The sequence below is a fragment of the Aeromonas sp. QDB56 genome, assembly GCF_027705505.1.
GTDB lineage: Bacteria > Pseudomonadota > Gammaproteobacteria > Enterobacterales > Aeromonadaceae > Aeromonas > Aeromonas caviae.
This window is the reverse complement of sequence record NZ_JAPDBZ010000098.1, coordinates 1-15,307: the sequence shown is the minus strand read 5'-3', so window position 1 is coordinate 15,307 and position 15,307 is coordinate 1. Positions and strand designations below refer to the sequence as shown.

Here is a 15,307-nt window from a genome sequence, read left to right as displayed (position 1 = left end):
CCAGCGGGGCTGACGCCCCGGCGAAATTCCCCTCCCACCTACGTCGGAGGGAGTCCCCTTTCGCATTTAAGATGGGATAGGTTTTCAGAGCTCGAGGATCTCTTTGACGAAAGGGATGGTCAGCTTGCGCTTGGCACGGAAGGAGGCGTTGTCGAGACGATTGAGGGTGGCAAGCAGGGTGCGCATATCGCGGGAGAGGCGGTTGAGCAGGAAACGGCCCACGTCGATGGGCAGCTTGAAACCCCGCAGCTCGGCGCGCAGTTGCAGGGCGCTGAGTTTGCCCTCGTCGTCCAGCTCGTCGAGGTGGAAGCTCACTCCCCAGTCGAGACGGGACGCGAGATCCGGCAGTTGCAGCCCCAGCTTGCGTGGCGCGCTGCAGCCGGTAACGATGAGCGTCCCCTCCCCCTTCTCCTTCCAGCGATTGTAGAAGTCGAACAGGGCCCGCTCCCACAGGGCGTTGCCGGCGATCGCCTCCAGGCTGTCAAGACAGACCAGGGGCAGGCTCTCCAAAGCATCGAGCATGCTGGGGTCGAGCTGTTCGAACTGATCGAGGGAGAGATAGGCCGCCGCCGCGTCGCGGGCGTTGACCTCGGCACAGGTAGCATGGAGCAGATGGGAGCGGCCCGACCCCTTGGCTCCCCAGAAATAGAGGAAGGGCGAGCCCTGACCGATGGCCGCATTCTTGAGGGCGGTGATCAGATGGGCGTTGTTGCCGGGATAAAAACTGACGAAGGTTTCATCATCCGGTAGTTGTACGGCTAAAGACAGTTGGGCCGGTTGCTTCACTCGTTGGGCTTTGACTGTGATATTTGCGGGCAAGTGTATCACCAGCGGGGCAGATAGAGAACCGCCCGACCATGCCGGGCGGTCAGGATCCTTCCCCGGGATCAGGGCTGCGACCATTGATAGCGCAGGCCGCTCTCGTTGTCTTCCACCTGATGCAGGCGGCTCTCCAGTTGCAACCCCCTCACCAGCTCGGCCTTGTCCCCCTGCAGCGAGAGGTTGAAGGTCACCTTGTCCCCTTCCAGCTTGCCAATAGCCACCTTGGTGACACTGGCCATCCCCTGCAGCAGCTTCTGGATCTGGATCATGCCATCGATATCGGACAGCCCCTCCACCACCAGGGTCTGGCTGGAGGCGACACCGGAGAGACGGGTACCGTACTGCTGCACCAGCCAACCGGCCAGGGCATCGGCAAAGCCCTTTGCCACCTCGGCCTGGGTACCTGAACCCGAACCCTTGGTCAGCTCGGTCAGCTCTCCTGCCTGCGCCCCCGGCTTGGTACCATAAAGACCCCAGTCGATGCTCCAGGCCTCCCCCTCCGGGCTCAGTTTGCCGAGCACCACCATTTCGGCGCCGTAACGCTGGCTCGCCTTGAGCACGGGATCGGCAAAGCGGCCCCAGACATCGGTGGCATTGACCGCCATGTTGTCATCCAAGTCCATCAGCGGGAGACTGACCGGCAGCCCCATGGCCTGGGTCTGGGCACGCAGCGCCTCGGACCAGCCATCGCCGGACTGATCCGGCAGAATGCGCCGCTCGCCTTCGTCGACCACCAGCCAGATGGCGACCTGCGGCCGCACCGGGCCAAGCAGGGCAAACTTGCTCTGGCCGACCAGGGCGTTCACCTTGGCCACATTGAAATCCGCCTTGAGAAACTTGACCGAGCCGATGTCCTGATAGTTGTATTGCTGCACGTAATCCGCCGGCGCCGCCAGGGCCTTCACCACATCCGGCTGGGTGAGGATATCGCGCTTGCCCGTCACCTTGACGAGCACATACCCCAGCGCCTGGGACTGGGCGGCCGTCATGTCGCCACTGGTGGGAGCCTTGCCCTGATAGAGGTCGGTTACCTGGGCGGCCGACACCACGAGAGGCAGACAGCAGCAGAGGAGAGTCGCTAAGCGTTTCAGCATAAGGAAGATTCTCGAAATGGGGGATGGTGCTTATGGTAGCGGCAAGGCGCGCATGGCAGCAAGCAAAGGGGGGGAGAAACAGCGGAGCCGGCAGGGTGCCGGCTCCGTTTGCGCGCCTTGGGCGCGGCGATGGGGTGATGCTTACTTGGTGCCGAAGATCTTGTCGCCGGCATCACCCAAGCCCGGGACGATATAGCCCTTCTCGTTCAGCCCCTGGTCGATGGAGGCACAGAACAGCTCCACGTCCGGGTGAGCGGCTTCCAGCGCCTTGATGCCTTCCGGCGCGGCAACCAGCACCAGCACCTTGATGGACTGGCAACCTTTCTTCTTGAGCAGATCGATGGTGGCGATCATGGAGCCGCCGGTGGCCAGCATGGGGTCGATGACCAGGGCCAGACGCTCTTCGATGTTGCTGACGATCTTCTCGAAGTAGGGGACAGGCTGCAGGGTCTCTTCATCGCGATAGATACCGACCACGCTGACGCGGGCGCTCGGCATGTGCTCCAGCACGCCGTCCATCATGCCAAGACCGGCGCGCAGGATTGGCACGACGGTGACCTTCTTGCCCTTGATCTGGTCGACTTCCACAGGGCCGTTCCAGCCATCGATGGTCACTTTTTCGGTTTCGAAGTCAGAGGTCGCTTCGTAAGTCAACAAACTGCCCACTTCCTTGGCCAGTTCACGGAAACGCTTGGTGCTGATGTCGCCTTCGCGCATCAGGCCGATCTTGTGCTTGACCAGGGGGTGTTTGACTTCAACGACTTTCATTATTATCTCCTCTAACCGGCGCCAAAAAATCGCGGAATCATACAACAAAAGCCACGGCTTGTAGAGCTTTTCGATTCAAAAACGCGCAAACGATTTTCTTTCTGGTTTTTCGTGCCCGCTGGTAGAATACGCCCCGAATTTTACCCTCCACTTCTTTATATGACGGGGAATACGCGTGACTGACAAAACCTCACTGAGCTACAAGGATGCTGGCGTAGATATCGATGCCGGCAATGCACTGGTTGAACGTATCAAGGGCGTGTCAAAACGCACTCGTCGTCCTGAAGTCCTTGGTGGTCTTGGCGGCTTTGGGGCCCTGTGTCAAATCCCTGCTGGCTACAAGGAACCGGTACTGGTCTCCGGTACCGACGGGGTGGGCACCAAGCTGCGTCTGGCCATCGACCTGAAGAAGCACGACACCGTGGGGATCGACTTGGTCGCCATGTGCGTCAATGACCTCATCGTGCAGGGCGCCGAGCCCCTCTTCTTCCTCGACTACTATGCCACCGGCAAACTGGACGTGGACACTGCCGCTGCCGTGGTCACCGGCATCGGCGCCGGCTGCGAACAGTCCGGCTGTGCCCTGGTCGGCGGTGAAACTGCCGAAATGCCTGGCATGTATGAAGGGGAAGATTACGACATCGCCGGTTTCTGCGTCGGCGTGGTGGAAAAGAGCGAGATCATCGACGGCAGCAAGGTTGGCGAAGGGGATGCCCTGATCGCCCTGGCCGCCAGCGGTCCCCACTCCAACGGCTTCTCCCTCATTCGCAAGATCCTGGAAGTCTCCAAGGCCGACGTGCAGCAGCCGCTGGGTGACACCACCCTGGCCAACGCCCTGCTGGAGCCGACCCGCATCTATGTGAAGCCCGTGCTCAAGCTCATCAAGGAGTGCGAGATCCACGCCCTGTCCCACATCACTGGCGGCGGCTTCTGGGAGAACATCCCGCGCGTGCTGCCCGCCAATACCCAGGCGGTCATCGACGAGCAGAGCTGGCAGTGGCCGGCGGTGTTCAGCTGGCTGCAACAGGCAGGCAACGTCACCCGCCACGAGATGTATCGCACCTTCAACTGCGGCGTCGGCATGATCATCGCCCTGCCGGCGGATCAGCTGGACAAGGCACTGGCCCTGCTCAAGGCCGAAGGCGAGAACGCCTGGCACATCGGCCACATCGCCAAGGCGGCCGATGGTGAGGAGCAGGTCATCATTCAATGAATGATCGGATCAACGGCCAGATGACCTCCCCTATGAAACGCATCCTCGTCCTCATCTCAGGCAGCGGCAGCAACCTGCAGGCCATCCTCGATGGCTGTGCCGGCGGCAAGATTGCCGGTCAGGTGGTCGGCGTCATCAGCAACAAGGCTGATGCCTATGGCCTGGTGCGTGCCAGGGAAGCCGGGGTGGCAACCGCCATCCTGGCCCAGCAGCAGTTCGCCAGCCGGGAGGAGTATGATGCCGCCCTGCTGGCCCTGATGGCGGATTATCAGCCGGATCTGGTGGTGCTGGCCGGCTTTATGCGGATCCTGAGCGCCGACCTCGTGCGCCACTTCGCGGGGAGGATGATCAACATCCACCCCTCGTTGCTGCCAAAATACCAGGGTCTGCACACCCACCAGCGCGCCATCGAGGCCGGTGATGACGAGCACGGCGCCAGCGTCCACTTCGTCACCGAAGAGCTCGACGGCGGCCCGGTGATCCTCCAGGCACGGGTCCCCATCTTCGAAGGGGACAGTGCAGACGAGGTCGCCGCCCGGGTCCAGGTGCAGGAGCACAGCATCTACCCACTGGTGGTGCAGTGGTTCTGTGAAGGGCGCTTGCAGATGCGAGAAGGGTCTGCCTTCCTCGATGGCAAGCAGCTTGGCCTGGCAGGCTATGCCAGCGAGTAACCGCGAGCAGCAGTAAGACACAACAAGGGAGGCTCAGGCCTCCCTTGTCATTTCTATCGGCCAGCGCAATGGCTGTCATCACGTCCGATGACGCCGCTGCGCGGCTCATCGGCCCTACACCGGATTGTCGATATCTATAAAGGTCACCTCCAACCCGTGTACGGTGGCGAGCCACTCTCCCAGCGCCTTGACGCCGTAGCGCTCGGTGGCGTGATGGCCTGCGGCGTAGAAGTGCATGCCCATCTCGCGGGCGGTGTGGATGGTCTGCTCGGAGGCTTCGCCGGAGATGAAGGCATCGATGCCCTGCTCCGCCGCCTGGCTGATGTAGCTCTGGCCACCGCCGGTGCACCAGGCCACGGAGCGGATGAGCTCGGGACCACTGTCACCACAATGAAGCGGCTCGCGACCGAGACGCTCGGCAATCAGCTTGGCAAAATCGCTGCCGCTCATGGGCTCCTCCAGCTTGCCCACCATGGCCACGCTCTTGCTGTTCCAGGGCTCGAGACCGCGACGCACCTTGATGCCGAGCAGCCTGGCAAGCTGGGCGTTGTTCCCCACCTCGGGGTGCACGTCCAGCGGCAGGTGGTAGGCAAACAGGTTGATGTCGTGGGTCAAGAGGGTCTTGAGACGACGCTGCTTCATGCCGGTGATCTGGGCCGGCTCGCCGCTCCAGAAGTAGCCGTGATGAACCAGGATGGCGTCGGCATCGGCGGCCACGGCGGCATCGATGAGGGCCTGGCTGGCGGTGACGCCGGTCACCACCTTGCGAATGCGCTCGCGCCCCTCCACCTGCAGGCCGTTGGGGCAGTAATCCTTGATGGCATGGGGTTCGAGCAGGTGGTTGAGCAGGCTTTCCAGTTTACGATGAGAGATCATGGGGGTCTCCTAGCTGGGCTCCCCACGCACTGTGCGGGGAGCCGGATTCCGATCGTCAGGGCCCATGATAATCGAGCCGGACCGGCAAGGCCATGCGCCTGTCAGGCCTAGGCGGGCAACTCGATGCCGGCGTCACGCATCTGGGCCAGCTTGTAGCGCAGGGTGCGCGGGCTGATGCCGAGCTTGTCGGCCACCGCTTTGCGACTGCCGTTGCACTCCTGCAGGGTGTCCAGAATGATCTGGTGCTCCTGCAGCTTGAGTTCGCCGCCAAGCCCCTCCCCTGACAGCCGCTCAAGCGGCCGCACCAGGGTCTCGTCCGTCTCTTCCAGGATCAGGTGCTCACAGTCGATGAGGCCGTCTGGGCAGAGGATCAGGGCGCGCTGCACCACGTTGTCGAGCTCGCGCACGTTGCCGGGCCAGGGGTGAGCCATCAGACGCTCTCGGGCGCCCTCTGCAAGCTGCGGCGTCGGCAGCCCCATCTGGCTGGCATGCAGCGCCAGCAGATGCTCCGCCAGGGGAAGAATGTCCCCCGGGCGCTCCCAGAGCGCCGTCCAGCGCAGGGGGAAGACGTTGAGGCGGTAGTAGAGATCTTCGCGGAACAGCCCGTCCTGCACCGCTTTTTTCAGATCCCGGTTGCTGGTGGCAATGACCCGCACATCGAGGGGGATCATTTTGCGGCTGCCGAGCCGCTCCACCTCTTTCTCCTGCAAGACCCGCAGCAGCTTGGCCTGCAGTCCCAGATCCATCTCGGTGATCTCGTCGAGCAGCAGGGTTCCTCCCTGAGCCTGCTCGAACTTGCCAGGGCACCCCTGCACCGCACCGGTGAAAGCGCCCTTCTCGTAGCCAAACAGGGTCGCTTCCAGCATGTTCTCCGGAATGGCGGCGCAGTTGATGGCGACGAAGGCCTGTTCTGCCCGGTTGGAGTGGTCGTGAATGTAGCGAGCCAACACCTCCTTGCCCGTCCCGCTCGGGCCGGTCACCATGACGGTGGCTTCGCTTCTCGCCACCCGGGTCGCCAGCTGGAACAGCTCCGCAGTCCTAGGGTCCCCGTACACCACGGCCCGCTTCTCCACCTTCTGGGCCGGCACATAACGGCTGACCTGGTTGAGCAGCACCTCGGGGGAGAAGGGCTTGGCCAGATAGTCGATCGCCCCCTCGCGCATGGCGCGCACCGCCCCGTCGATGTTGGCGTAGGCAGTCATCAGGAGCACAGGCACCTGGGGATATTGCTGGCGGATGTTGGCGAGCAGGGTCAGGCCATCCATGCCCCCCATCTGGATGTCGGAGATCACCATGTCAAAGCGCTGACGGGACAGGGCAAGCAGGGCCCGCTCGCCGCTGTCCACCTCGCGGCACTCATACCCACCGAGCAGCAGGGTATCCACCAGCGCCTCGCGCAGGCCGTTGTCATCTTCCACCACCAGAATGCGAGCCTGGGTCATGCCACACCTCCTACAACCAACATGGCCTTGTCGAGAATCATCTTCACCGGCGCTCCGGCTTTTGCGCGCCTCATGCCACGCCCCCCAACTGAACCTGTTGCTGATGCAGGGGGAAGGACAGGGTAAAACAGGTGCCCTCGCCAGGGACCGAGGCCACGCTTACCTCTCCCTGATGGGCTCGTACCACCGACTGCACCACCGCAAGACCGAGGCCCGTGCCTTGGGATCGGGTGGTAAAGAAGGGTTCGAAGATCTGGTTGAGCAGGGAGGGGGCCATCCCCTTGCCGTTGTCGATGACCCGCATCTCCACCCGGTTGCCGCTGCGCACAGCGCTCACCAGGAGCGAATCGGCGCCGGCCTGCCGGGCGTTGGCGATGAGGTTGTTGATGGCCCCCGCCAGAGCACTGCTGTTGGCAAGCAGACAGAGATCGGGCTCAGGGGCCTCCAGATGCAAGGCGCAGCCCTGCTGCTGGCAGAAGGCTTCGGCCCCCGCCTGCACTTCCGCCAGCAAGCCCTGCACCGAGAGGGGCGCCACCACCTGGTTGTCGCCATTGCGGGCAAACAGCAGGATGTCGTTGATCTGCTTCTCGAGATCCTGCAGGCGCGCCATCAATTTTTGCTGGAACTGGCTGCGGGATTCAGGCTTGAGGGTGCGGTTGGCCAGGTTGGCCGCATAGAGCATGGCGGCGGAGAGCGGGGTGCGGATCTGGTGCGCCAGGGAAGCCGCCATGTTGCCAAGGGCGGAGAGACGCTTCATGTGGTTGACCCTGTCCTGCAACTGGCGGGTCTCGGTCAAGTCGGTAATGAACACCAGTTGGCCGGGCTGATCCGGCAGCGGCTGGGTCGACAGCTGAACCCGGCGACCGTCTCGCAAGGAGATCTCGTGACCGTCATCCTCACGGGGTTCGAAGCAGCGGGCAATGATCTGGCGCCAGGAGAGGCCTTCCAGTGGCTCTCCCAGCAGCGCCAGGGCGGCAGGGTTTGCACGGGTGATCAGCCCCTCGCCATCGAGCAGCAGCACGCCGGTCGGCAGCGCCGTGAAGATGGCGTAAAGCTGACTCACTTCATGTGACTGGAGGGGGACATCCTGCTGCAAGATTGTCATAAAGCTGACCTCAAACTGGCGATTGAGTCAGCTTATTCAATTTCCATGCCAGCAAAATAGACGTTATTTATCAATGTATTGGGTCAATGCGTCAAAGCATTGACCTCAATTGTCCTTGCTCATGCCGTACTTCTTCATCTTCTCCACCAGGGTGGTGCGGCGCATGCTGAGCAGGTCGGCGGCGCGGGCCACCACCCCGTCCTGGGACTCCAGGGCCTGGCGGATCAGCTCCACCTCGAGGTCGGCCAGCATCTCCTTGAGGTTGACCCCCTCTTGAGGCAACTGCATGGGCAGGGGCATGGCGATGCCGGGATCCAGCTCTGGTGGGGACTGGAACACGGCAGCCAGGGCGTCCCGCTCGTCCATCTCGGTGAGCCGCTCATCTCGTGGCTCGCAGGGCAGCAGGCGATAGCGGCCGGGCAGATCCGCCACATCGACGATCTGGTTCGGATAGAGGATGAGCAGGCGCTCGATGAGGTTGGACAGCTCGCGCACGTTGCCGGGCCAGGCGTACTGCATCAGGGACTCCATGGCGCGCTGGGTCAGACGGATGATCCCCTTGTGCTGTTCGGCATGGCGATTGAGCAGCTCCTGCAGCAGCAGCGGGATGTCGTCGGCCCGATCCCGCAGGGGGGGCGTCTCGATGGGGAACACATTGAGGCTGTAGTAGAGATCTTCGCGAAATGCCAGGGTGCGGATCATGGCTTCCAGATCCCGGTGGGTCGCCGCGATCACCCGCACATCGGCCTGGACGGCCTTGCCGCCCCCGACCCGGTCGAACTGGCGCTCCTGCAGCACCCGCAGCAACTTGACCTGCATCGGCAGCGGCATGTCGCCGATTTCGTCGAGGAAGAGGGTGCCCCCCTGGGCCAGTTCGAAGCGGCCGCGCCGGGCGGCAATGGCACCGGTGAAGGCCCCCTTCTCGTGACCGAACAACTCGCTCTCGAGCAGCTCCGCCGGAATGGCGCCGCAGTTGATGGGCACGAAGGGGCCCGCGCTTCGGGCGGACAGCTCGTGGATGGCGCGAGCCACCACCTCCTTGCCGGTTCCGGACTCACCGAGGATCAGTACGTTGGCGTCGGTCTCGGCCACCTGGCCGATAAGACGGCGCACCTCCTGGATGCCCCTCCCCTTGCCCACCAGCAGGCGCAGCAGGGTCTGACCCTTGTCGTGGGTCTGATGACGGGGATGCAGGGAGATGAAGGCCTGGCAGAAGTGCAGATGACGGGTGAGGGACTCATAGGTAAAGGGCGCCTCGGCCACCCCGATGAAGTTGCTGCAACCATGGCTCGCCGGCATCAGGGAGAGGAAGGGCAGACGAGGATGGGCGGCAAGCAGCTCACTCAGGGCGCGCTCGCGCAGTTCCCCGGCCAGAATCCCCTGCAAGGGCCCGGCAGTCTCGATGGCCACATCGAGATCGCTCTCAACCACCTCCTGCCAGGGGATCCCCATGAAGGAGAGCACAGTCCCCAGTTGCTGGCGCCGCACATCATCGGCATCAACAAGCAGCACACCCATAGCCATCCTATCCATATTTTCACACCTGACGCCAAACTATTGTTTTTTAAGTGCTTATTAAAACCAATTTCGCACTGTGTCATAAGGGGGACAAAGTGCCAAAATTATGGCGGATTGTCAAAACTTGTCACATCCTCCCGGACCCTGGCGGGACGGGGATCACGCTTCCAGCCAGATTGAGTATCGGATGAAAACCAGCGAAGGGGAAAGAATGACGCCGACAGGGTGCGGCGTCAGAGGAGGGATCAGTGTTTCACGCTCTCCTGGGGAGCGGCATAGCGGCACTCGGGAAACCGGCTGCAGGCGAGGAACAGGCGACCGGCATGGGGACCCTTTCGTGCTTCCCGTGCCACCAGGGGCGCGGCACAGCGGGGGCAATGAGGGATCGTCTCCCGGGGCTCCTCCTCATCCGGATCGAGGAAGGGATTCTCCTCCATCAACACGGGCATTGCCTCTCCGGCCTGGGGGGCCGGCACCTGGGGCTCCCTGGCAGCCCCCGGGTGTGACGTGCCCAGATCGACACCATCGAGCAGCAGCGGGCTGAAGGTCGGTTCGCGGCGCTCGCCGGGCAGCAGGTCATCCACCGGCGCCGTCGTTCTCGCCAGCAGGGGCAGCAGTTGCTCCCGCAACTCGTCGACCTGGTAGTGGCTGCTGGCCGGGATCTGCAACAGCGGCAGGCCGGCGCCATCGCAGGCCGCCTTCAGGAAGAGATCCCGCGACTTGCGCTTCTGGTGGCGGTGCCCCTCGTCATCCAGCTCCACGGCACACAGGAAAGAGAGATCCGCCGGGTGGCAGAGCAGAAAATCGAAGTGCTTCTCCCCTATCTTGCCGAGCGCCTGCTGGCGCTTGCCCTTGCCAAGGTGCGCCTCGGGCGTCAATACATAGGAGGCTCGTACCTTGGCAAAGACACGGGCCTTGTCCCCCACCGCCTGATCCAGCACCCCGAAGAAGGTGCGCTCGGCTGGGCTCATCAAGGTTTCCTGCAGATCATAGGGCTCGGCCTTGCCCTCTTTCTCCCTGCGCCAGACGATCACCAGCAGGAGCAACCCCAGCAACACGGCTCCTGATACGACAAGGCTATTCATACACGCACATCCCGTTTACAAGACAAATTCAGTTCACACCAAAGGAAGGGGCACACTCTACCACGGGGAAAGCGACTCAGGCAGCGCAGAAATCAAGCCCGTCCCGGCATTCGCGTTTTTTCACTGAATTTGCGCTAGGCGGGCTTCATATGGCCTGTCACAGCAGGCACAATGCTAGAGCCCATGGACGTTCTGGCGCGCACCCCGTCGCCGCCAGGCGTCAACGGACCCCACGCAGCCCCATTCAAGGAGAGCAGGATGCAAAAGCAATTGGTCGTCACCGTGATCGGCGCAGACAAACCCGGGATCGTCGAGAGCCTGGCCGATACCATCACCCGGCAGCAGGGTAACTGGCTGGCCAGCTCCATGAGCGAGCTGGCGGGGCAATTTGCCGGCATTTTGCACGTCGCCGTGCCTGACGAGCATTACCGCAGCCTGTGCGAGGCCCTGGTGATGCTGCCTGGCCTCACCGTGAGCTTCGCCGAAGGGCAGCTGAGCCCGCAACCGGCCCATCAGGTGATGCTCAGCGTCACCGGCAACGACAGACCGGGCATCGTCCACGAAGTGGCCAGCATCCTGCGCCAGCTCAACATCAACGTCGCCGACCTCACCACAGGTTGCGAACCTGCGCCCCACTCAGGCGCCCCTCTCTTCTATGCCCACGCCCTGGTGGCCCTGCCGCCGCAGCTCGAACTGGACGATCTCGTCACGGCCCTGGAGTCCCTCTCCGACGACCTCGTCGTCGACATCGATCAGGATCTGAGCGAATAGTGTCGCCTGTCATAAATTTGTCATGGTTTGACGCCATAACTTCCGCGCAGACGCAACCAGAGCAAAGAGGCACCAGATGAGCACCGACAAGCAGTATGAAGAGAAAGAGCTTAGCTGGCTCTCATTCAATGAACGGGTGTTGCAAGAGGCGATGGACAAGACGGTACCCCTCATCGAGCGGGTCCGTTTCCTCGGGATTTTCTCCTCCAATCAGGACGAGTTCTTCAAGGTACGGGTGTCGGACGTCAAGCGCCGCATCCTCATCAACGAAGTCCACGGCGGCGACGACGAGGCCAAGGTGCTGCTGCGCGCCATCCAGCAGAAGGTGATGGCGCTCGGCGAGGCGTTCGACAACACCTACAAGGAGCTGCTGATCGCGCTGGCCCGCCACAACATCTTCCTGGTGAACGAAAGCCAGCTCTCCGAGTCCATCCAGCAGTGGCTGCGGATCTTCTTCCGGGAAAAGGTGCTGCGCCACATCATCCCCATCCTCCTCAACAAGGAGGTCAACCCGGTCAAGTTCCTGAAAGACGAGCACACCTATCTCGCCATCGAGATGAAGAAGAACGGCCAGGTGATCCAGTACGCCCTGGTGGAAGTGCCCACCGACGATCTGCCCCGCTTCTTCCAGCTACCGCCGGAGGGCACCCGTCGCAAGAAGCAGATCATCATCCTGGACAACGTTATCCGCTTCTGTCTGGACGAGATCTTCAAGGGCTTCTTCGACTACGACGAGATTGCCGCCTACGCGGTCAAGCTGACCCGGGATGCCGAATATGACCTCTCCGACCAGCTGGACCTCAGCCTGGTGGACAAGATGAGTGACGGCTTGAAACAGCGCCTCACTGCCATGCCGGTGCGCTTCGTCTACGAGCGGGAGATGCCGGCGGCCATGATAAGCTTCTTGAAGCTCAAGCTGCAGATCAGCTCCTACGACGCCATCATGCCCGGTGGGCGCTATCACAACTTCAAGGATTTCATCGGCTTCCCCAATGTGGGCCGGGATTATCTGGAAAACCCCAAGCTGCCGGCACTGGACTGCCGCGACTTTGACGGCTTCGTCAACGCCTTCGACGCCATCGCCAAGCAGGACATCCTGCTCTACTACCCGTACCACAAGTTCCACCACTTCACCGAGCTGGTGCGCCAGGCGGCCTTCGACCCGGCGGTCAGCGCCATTCGCATCAACATCTACCGGGTGGCCAAGAAGTCGCGGATCATCCACTCCCTCATCGACGCCGCCAACAACGGCAAGAAGGTGACCGTGGTGGTGGAGTTGCGCGCCCGCTTCGACGAGGCGGCCAACATCGACTGGGCCAACATCCTGACCGACGCAGGCGTCAAGGTGGTGTTCGGGGTGCCCAGCCTCAAGATCCACTCCAAGCTCTGCCTCATCACTCGCCACGAGAACGGCGAGGCGGTGCGCTACGCCCATATCGGGACCGGCAACTTCAACGAGAAGACCGCCAAGATCTACACCGACTTCTCCCTGCTGACCCGCCATCCGGACATCACCGCCGAGGTGGAAAGCGTGTTCGAGTACATCGAGTACCCCTATCGGCGCTACAAGTTCAACCACCTGCTGGTCTCCCCCATCAACAGCCGCCGCCAGCTCTATCGCCTCATCGATAACGAGCTGGCCAACGCCAAGGCGGGGCAACCCAGCGGCATCACCCTCAAGATCAACAATCTGGTGGACAGAGACCTCATCAACCGGCTCTATGCCGCCGGCCAGGCCGGGGTGCCCATCCAGATGATCATCCGGGGCATGTGCGCCCTGCGCCCGGGGGTGCCGGGTCTGAGCGACAACATTCGGGTCATCAGCATCATCGACCGTTTCCTCGAACATCCGCGGGTGATGGTGTTCCACAACAAGGGCAATCCCCAGCTCTATATCTCCAGTGCCGACTGGATGAGCCGCAACATCGACGGTCGCATCGAGGTGGGCACCCCCATCTATGACGAGCGGCTCAAGCAGCGCATCCTCGACATTCTCGAGCTACAACTGAGTGATACCTGCAAGGCGCGGGTGATCGATGCCGACCAGAAGAACGAGTACGTGAAGCGGGGCAACCGCCGCAAGGTCCGTTCCCAGGTGGCGATTTACGACTACCTCAAACGCATAGAGTCAAACCATGGACAATAGTCTGTACGCCGCTGTCGACCTGGGCTCGAACAGCTTCCACATGGTCATCGCCCGCCTCACCGAGGGGCGGATGCAGATCATCGATCGCATCAAGGAGCGAGTGCGCCTCGCCGAAGGGATGGACGGTCAGCGCCGCATGTCCCCGGAGGCCATGGCGCGCGGGCTGGACTGCCTCGCCCTGTTCGCCGAGCGGCTCACCAACATCAAGCCGGATCAGATCCGCATCGCCGGCACCTACACATTGCGCCGCGCCAGCAACGCCCGCGACTTCGTGCGCGAGGCAGCCAAGGTGCTCAACCACCCCATCGAGATCATCAGCGGCCAGGAAGAGGCCCGCCTCATCTATCAGGGGGTCGCCCATACCCAGCACATCGAGGGCCAGGTGCTGGTGGTGGACATCGGCGGCGGCAGCACCGAGCTCATCATCGGCGAAGGGTTTGAGCACAAGGCGCTCACCAGCCGCAAGATGGGCTGCGTTAGCTTCACCCAGAGCTTCTTTGGCAACGGCAAGCTCGGCGAGAAGGCCTTCAACGCAGCCGTGTTGGAAGCCCAGCATCAGCTCGCCCCCATCATCAACCAGTACCGCAAGCTGGGCTGGCAGAGCTGCCTCGGCAGCTCGGGCTCCATCCGCACCGTGCGCGACGTGTTGCAGGGGGAAGAGTGGACCGATGGTGCCATCACCCTGGCGGGACTGGAGCGGCTGAAAGAAGAGATGCTCAAGCACAAGCGGGTCGATCAGCTCAAACTGGCGGGCCTCACCGAGGAGCGTCAGGGGGTCTTTGCCGCCGCGGTGGCCATCCTGCTCGGGCTATTCACCTCCCTGCCCATCGAGCGGATGGAGTACTCCGACGGCGCCCTGCGCGAAGGGTTGCTCTACGAGTTCGAGGAGCGCCTGCAGCATCACGACATTCGCGAACGTACCGCGCTTGCACTCAGCACTCACTATCGCATCGACAAGCGCCAGGCCACCCGGGTAGAGAGCAGCGTCCTCTCCCTGTTCGACGCCCTGAGCGGCCCCTGGGAGATGCCGGAAGAGCCCTATCGCGCCATCCTCGGCTGGGCGGCGCGGCTGCACGAGATCGGCCTTGCCATCAACTACAGCGGCATCCACAAACACTCCGCCTATATCTTGCAAAACACCGATCTGCCCGGCTTCAACCAGGACGATCAGGCCCTGCTGGCGGCCCTGGTGCGCTTTCACCGCAAGGGGCTCAAGCTCTCCGAGCTGCCGGCCCTGCCCAACCACGACGAGCAGACGGTGCTGCGCTGCATCCGCATCCTGCGCCTCGCGGTAGCGGCCCACCACAGGCGTCAGGACAACCTGCTGCCCGAGTGGAACGTGCAGGCCGCCGGGGATCAGCTGGTGGTCACCCTGCCCCTGGACTGGTGTGACGAGAACAAGTTGCTGATGCAGAACCTGGAAAAGGAGCACCGCTACTGCCACGAGCAGGGCTGGCCCCTGCTGTTCCAGCTCGGGTGATCCGCCCCTCTGTGCAAAAAGGCAGCCGATGGCTGCCTTTTTTGTCTCTTGTGCTTTCCTACTGCAGATCCGGCAGGATCAGCTTGGCTATCTCGAAGTAGATGATGAGGCCGGCACCGTCCACCAGGGTAGCGATGAAGGGGGCGGAGACCACCGCCGGGTCGATGCGAAAGCGACGCAGCACCATGGGGATCACCGAGGCGACAGTGGCGCTCCAGAGCACGTTGACATCCTCCCCTACCTTAGCGCTTCGCGTCACAGGAGGGGGATTCCCATTACTGGGTGATAGCTGCTCGCGCAGTACCGGGTTCCTGCT

At 62.6% G+C, this 15,307-nt stretch carries 13 protein-coding genes and 1 pseudogene; 5 read left to right on the top strand and 9 right to left on the bottom strand.

Going from position 1 to position 15,307, the window contains the following annotated elements; translation table 11 throughout:
- Nucleotides 1–84: 84 nt before the first annotated feature.
- From hda to upp, 3 genes are all read right to left on the bottom strand, one after another.
- Nucleotides 85–786: a DnaA inactivator Hda gene (gene hda, locus OKB81_RS14545; RefSeq protein ID WP_010675272.1), complete on the bottom strand. Its 702-nt coding sequence runs from the start codon at nucleotides 784–786 to the stop codon at nucleotides 85–87.
- Between the two features lie 101 nt (nucleotides 787–887).
- Entirely contained in the window at nucleotides 888–1,916 is a 1,029-nt protein-coding gene (locus OKB81_RS14540; RefSeq protein WP_270666708.1) for a DUF2066 domain-containing protein, read from the bottom strand.
- Nucleotides 1,917–2,057: 141 nt separating this feature from the next.
- Nucleotides 2,058–2,684 (bottom strand): uracil phosphoribosyltransferase, encoded by a 627-nt coding sequence (gene upp, locus OKB81_RS14535; protein WP_005302745.1) that lies wholly within the window; start codon nucleotides 2,682–2,684, stop codon nucleotides 2,058–2,060.
- Between the two features lie 175 nt (nucleotides 2,685–2,859).
- Between upp and purM the strand changes: the two genes are divergently transcribed.
- Together purM and purN are read left to right on the top strand one after the other, a co-directional pair.
- Nucleotides 2,860–3,897, top strand: coding sequence for a phosphoribosylformylglycinamidine cyclo-ligase (purM, locus tag OKB81_RS14530; RefSeq protein ID WP_010675274.1), 1,038 nt, complete (start codon nucleotides 2,860–2,862; stop codon nucleotides 3,895–3,897).
- A 32-nt stretch (nucleotides 3,898–3,929) separates the two neighbouring features.
- Nucleotides 3,930–4,568, top strand: coding sequence for a phosphoribosylglycinamide formyltransferase (gene purN / locus OKB81_RS14525; RefSeq protein WP_042017578.1), 639 nt, complete (start codon nucleotides 3,930–3,932; stop codon nucleotides 4,566–4,568).
- 114 nt (nucleotides 4,569–4,682) lie between these two features.
- Here purN and OKB81_RS14520 read toward each other — a convergent pair whose 3' ends face one another.
- The 5 genes from OKB81_RS14520 to OKB81_RS14500 all read right to left on the bottom strand — a co-directional run bounded on the left by OKB81_RS14520 (nucleotide 4,683) and on the right by OKB81_RS14500 (nucleotide 10,594).
- Nucleotides 4,683–5,444, bottom strand: a complete 762-nt coding sequence (locus tag OKB81_RS14520) for a Nif3-like dinuclear metal center hexameric protein (RefSeq protein ID WP_010675276.1) — start codon at nucleotides 5,442–5,444, stop codon at nucleotides 4,683–4,685.
- Nucleotides 5,445–5,551: 107 nt separating this feature from the next.
- Nucleotides 5,552–6,886: a sigma-54-dependent transcriptional regulator gene (locus OKB81_RS14515; protein WP_053288348.1), complete on the bottom strand. Its 1,335-nt coding sequence runs from the start codon at nucleotides 6,884–6,886 to the stop codon at nucleotides 5,552–5,554.
- Nucleotides 6,887–6,956: 70 nt separating this feature from the next.
- Nucleotides 6,957–7,991: a sensor histidine kinase gene (locus OKB81_RS14510; RefSeq protein WP_043153839.1), complete on the bottom strand. Its 1,035-nt coding sequence runs from the start codon at nucleotides 7,989–7,991 to the stop codon at nucleotides 6,957–6,959.
- A 105-nt stretch (nucleotides 7,992–8,096) separates the two neighbouring features.
- On the bottom strand, nucleotides 8,097–9,515 hold the full coding sequence (locus tag OKB81_RS14505; protein WP_270664689.1) for a sigma-54 dependent transcriptional regulator: 1,419 nt from the start codon (nucleotides 9,513–9,515) through the stop codon (nucleotides 8,097–8,099).
- 239 nt (nucleotides 9,516–9,754) lie between these two features.
- Nucleotides 9,755–10,594, bottom strand: a complete 840-nt coding sequence (locus tag OKB81_RS14500; protein WP_053288346.1) for a DUF2726 domain-containing protein — start codon at nucleotides 10,592–10,594, stop codon at nucleotides 9,755–9,757.
- 258 nt (nucleotides 10,595–10,852) lie between these two features.
- On the opposite strand from OKB81_RS14500, the gene OKB81_RS14495 reads away from it, so the two are divergent.
- The 3 genes from OKB81_RS14495 to ppx all read left to right on the top strand — a co-directional run bounded on the left by OKB81_RS14495 (nucleotide 10,853) and on the right by ppx (nucleotide 14,991).
- On the top strand, nucleotides 10,853–11,365 hold the full coding sequence (locus OKB81_RS14495; RefSeq protein ID WP_010675281.1) for a glycine cleavage system protein R: 513 nt from the start codon (nucleotides 10,853–10,855) through the stop codon (nucleotides 11,363–11,365).
- 76 nt (nucleotides 11,366–11,441) lie between these two features.
- Complete coding sequence (gene ppk1, locus OKB81_RS14490) at nucleotides 11,442–13,511, top strand: polyphosphate kinase 1 (protein ID WP_010675282.1); 2,070 nt, start codon at nucleotides 11,442–11,444, stop codon at nucleotides 13,509–13,511.
- Nucleotides 13,501–14,991 carry an exopolyphosphatase gene (gene ppx / locus OKB81_RS14485; protein ID WP_041206049.1) on the top strand — a complete coding sequence of 497 codons (1,491 nt, stop codon included), beginning with the start codon at nucleotides 13,501–13,503 and terminating at the stop codon, nucleotides 14,989–14,991. The genes ppk1 and ppx overlap by 11 nt, the downstream gene beginning before the upstream one ends.
- A gap of 58 nt (nucleotides 14,992–15,049) precedes the next feature.
- Here the strand turns inward: ppx and OKB81_RS14480 are convergent.
- Nucleotides 15,050–15,214: pseudogene (locus OKB81_RS14480) on the bottom strand (magnesium transporter); the annotation flags it as partial.
- Nucleotides 15,215–15,307 lie beyond the last annotated feature (93 nt).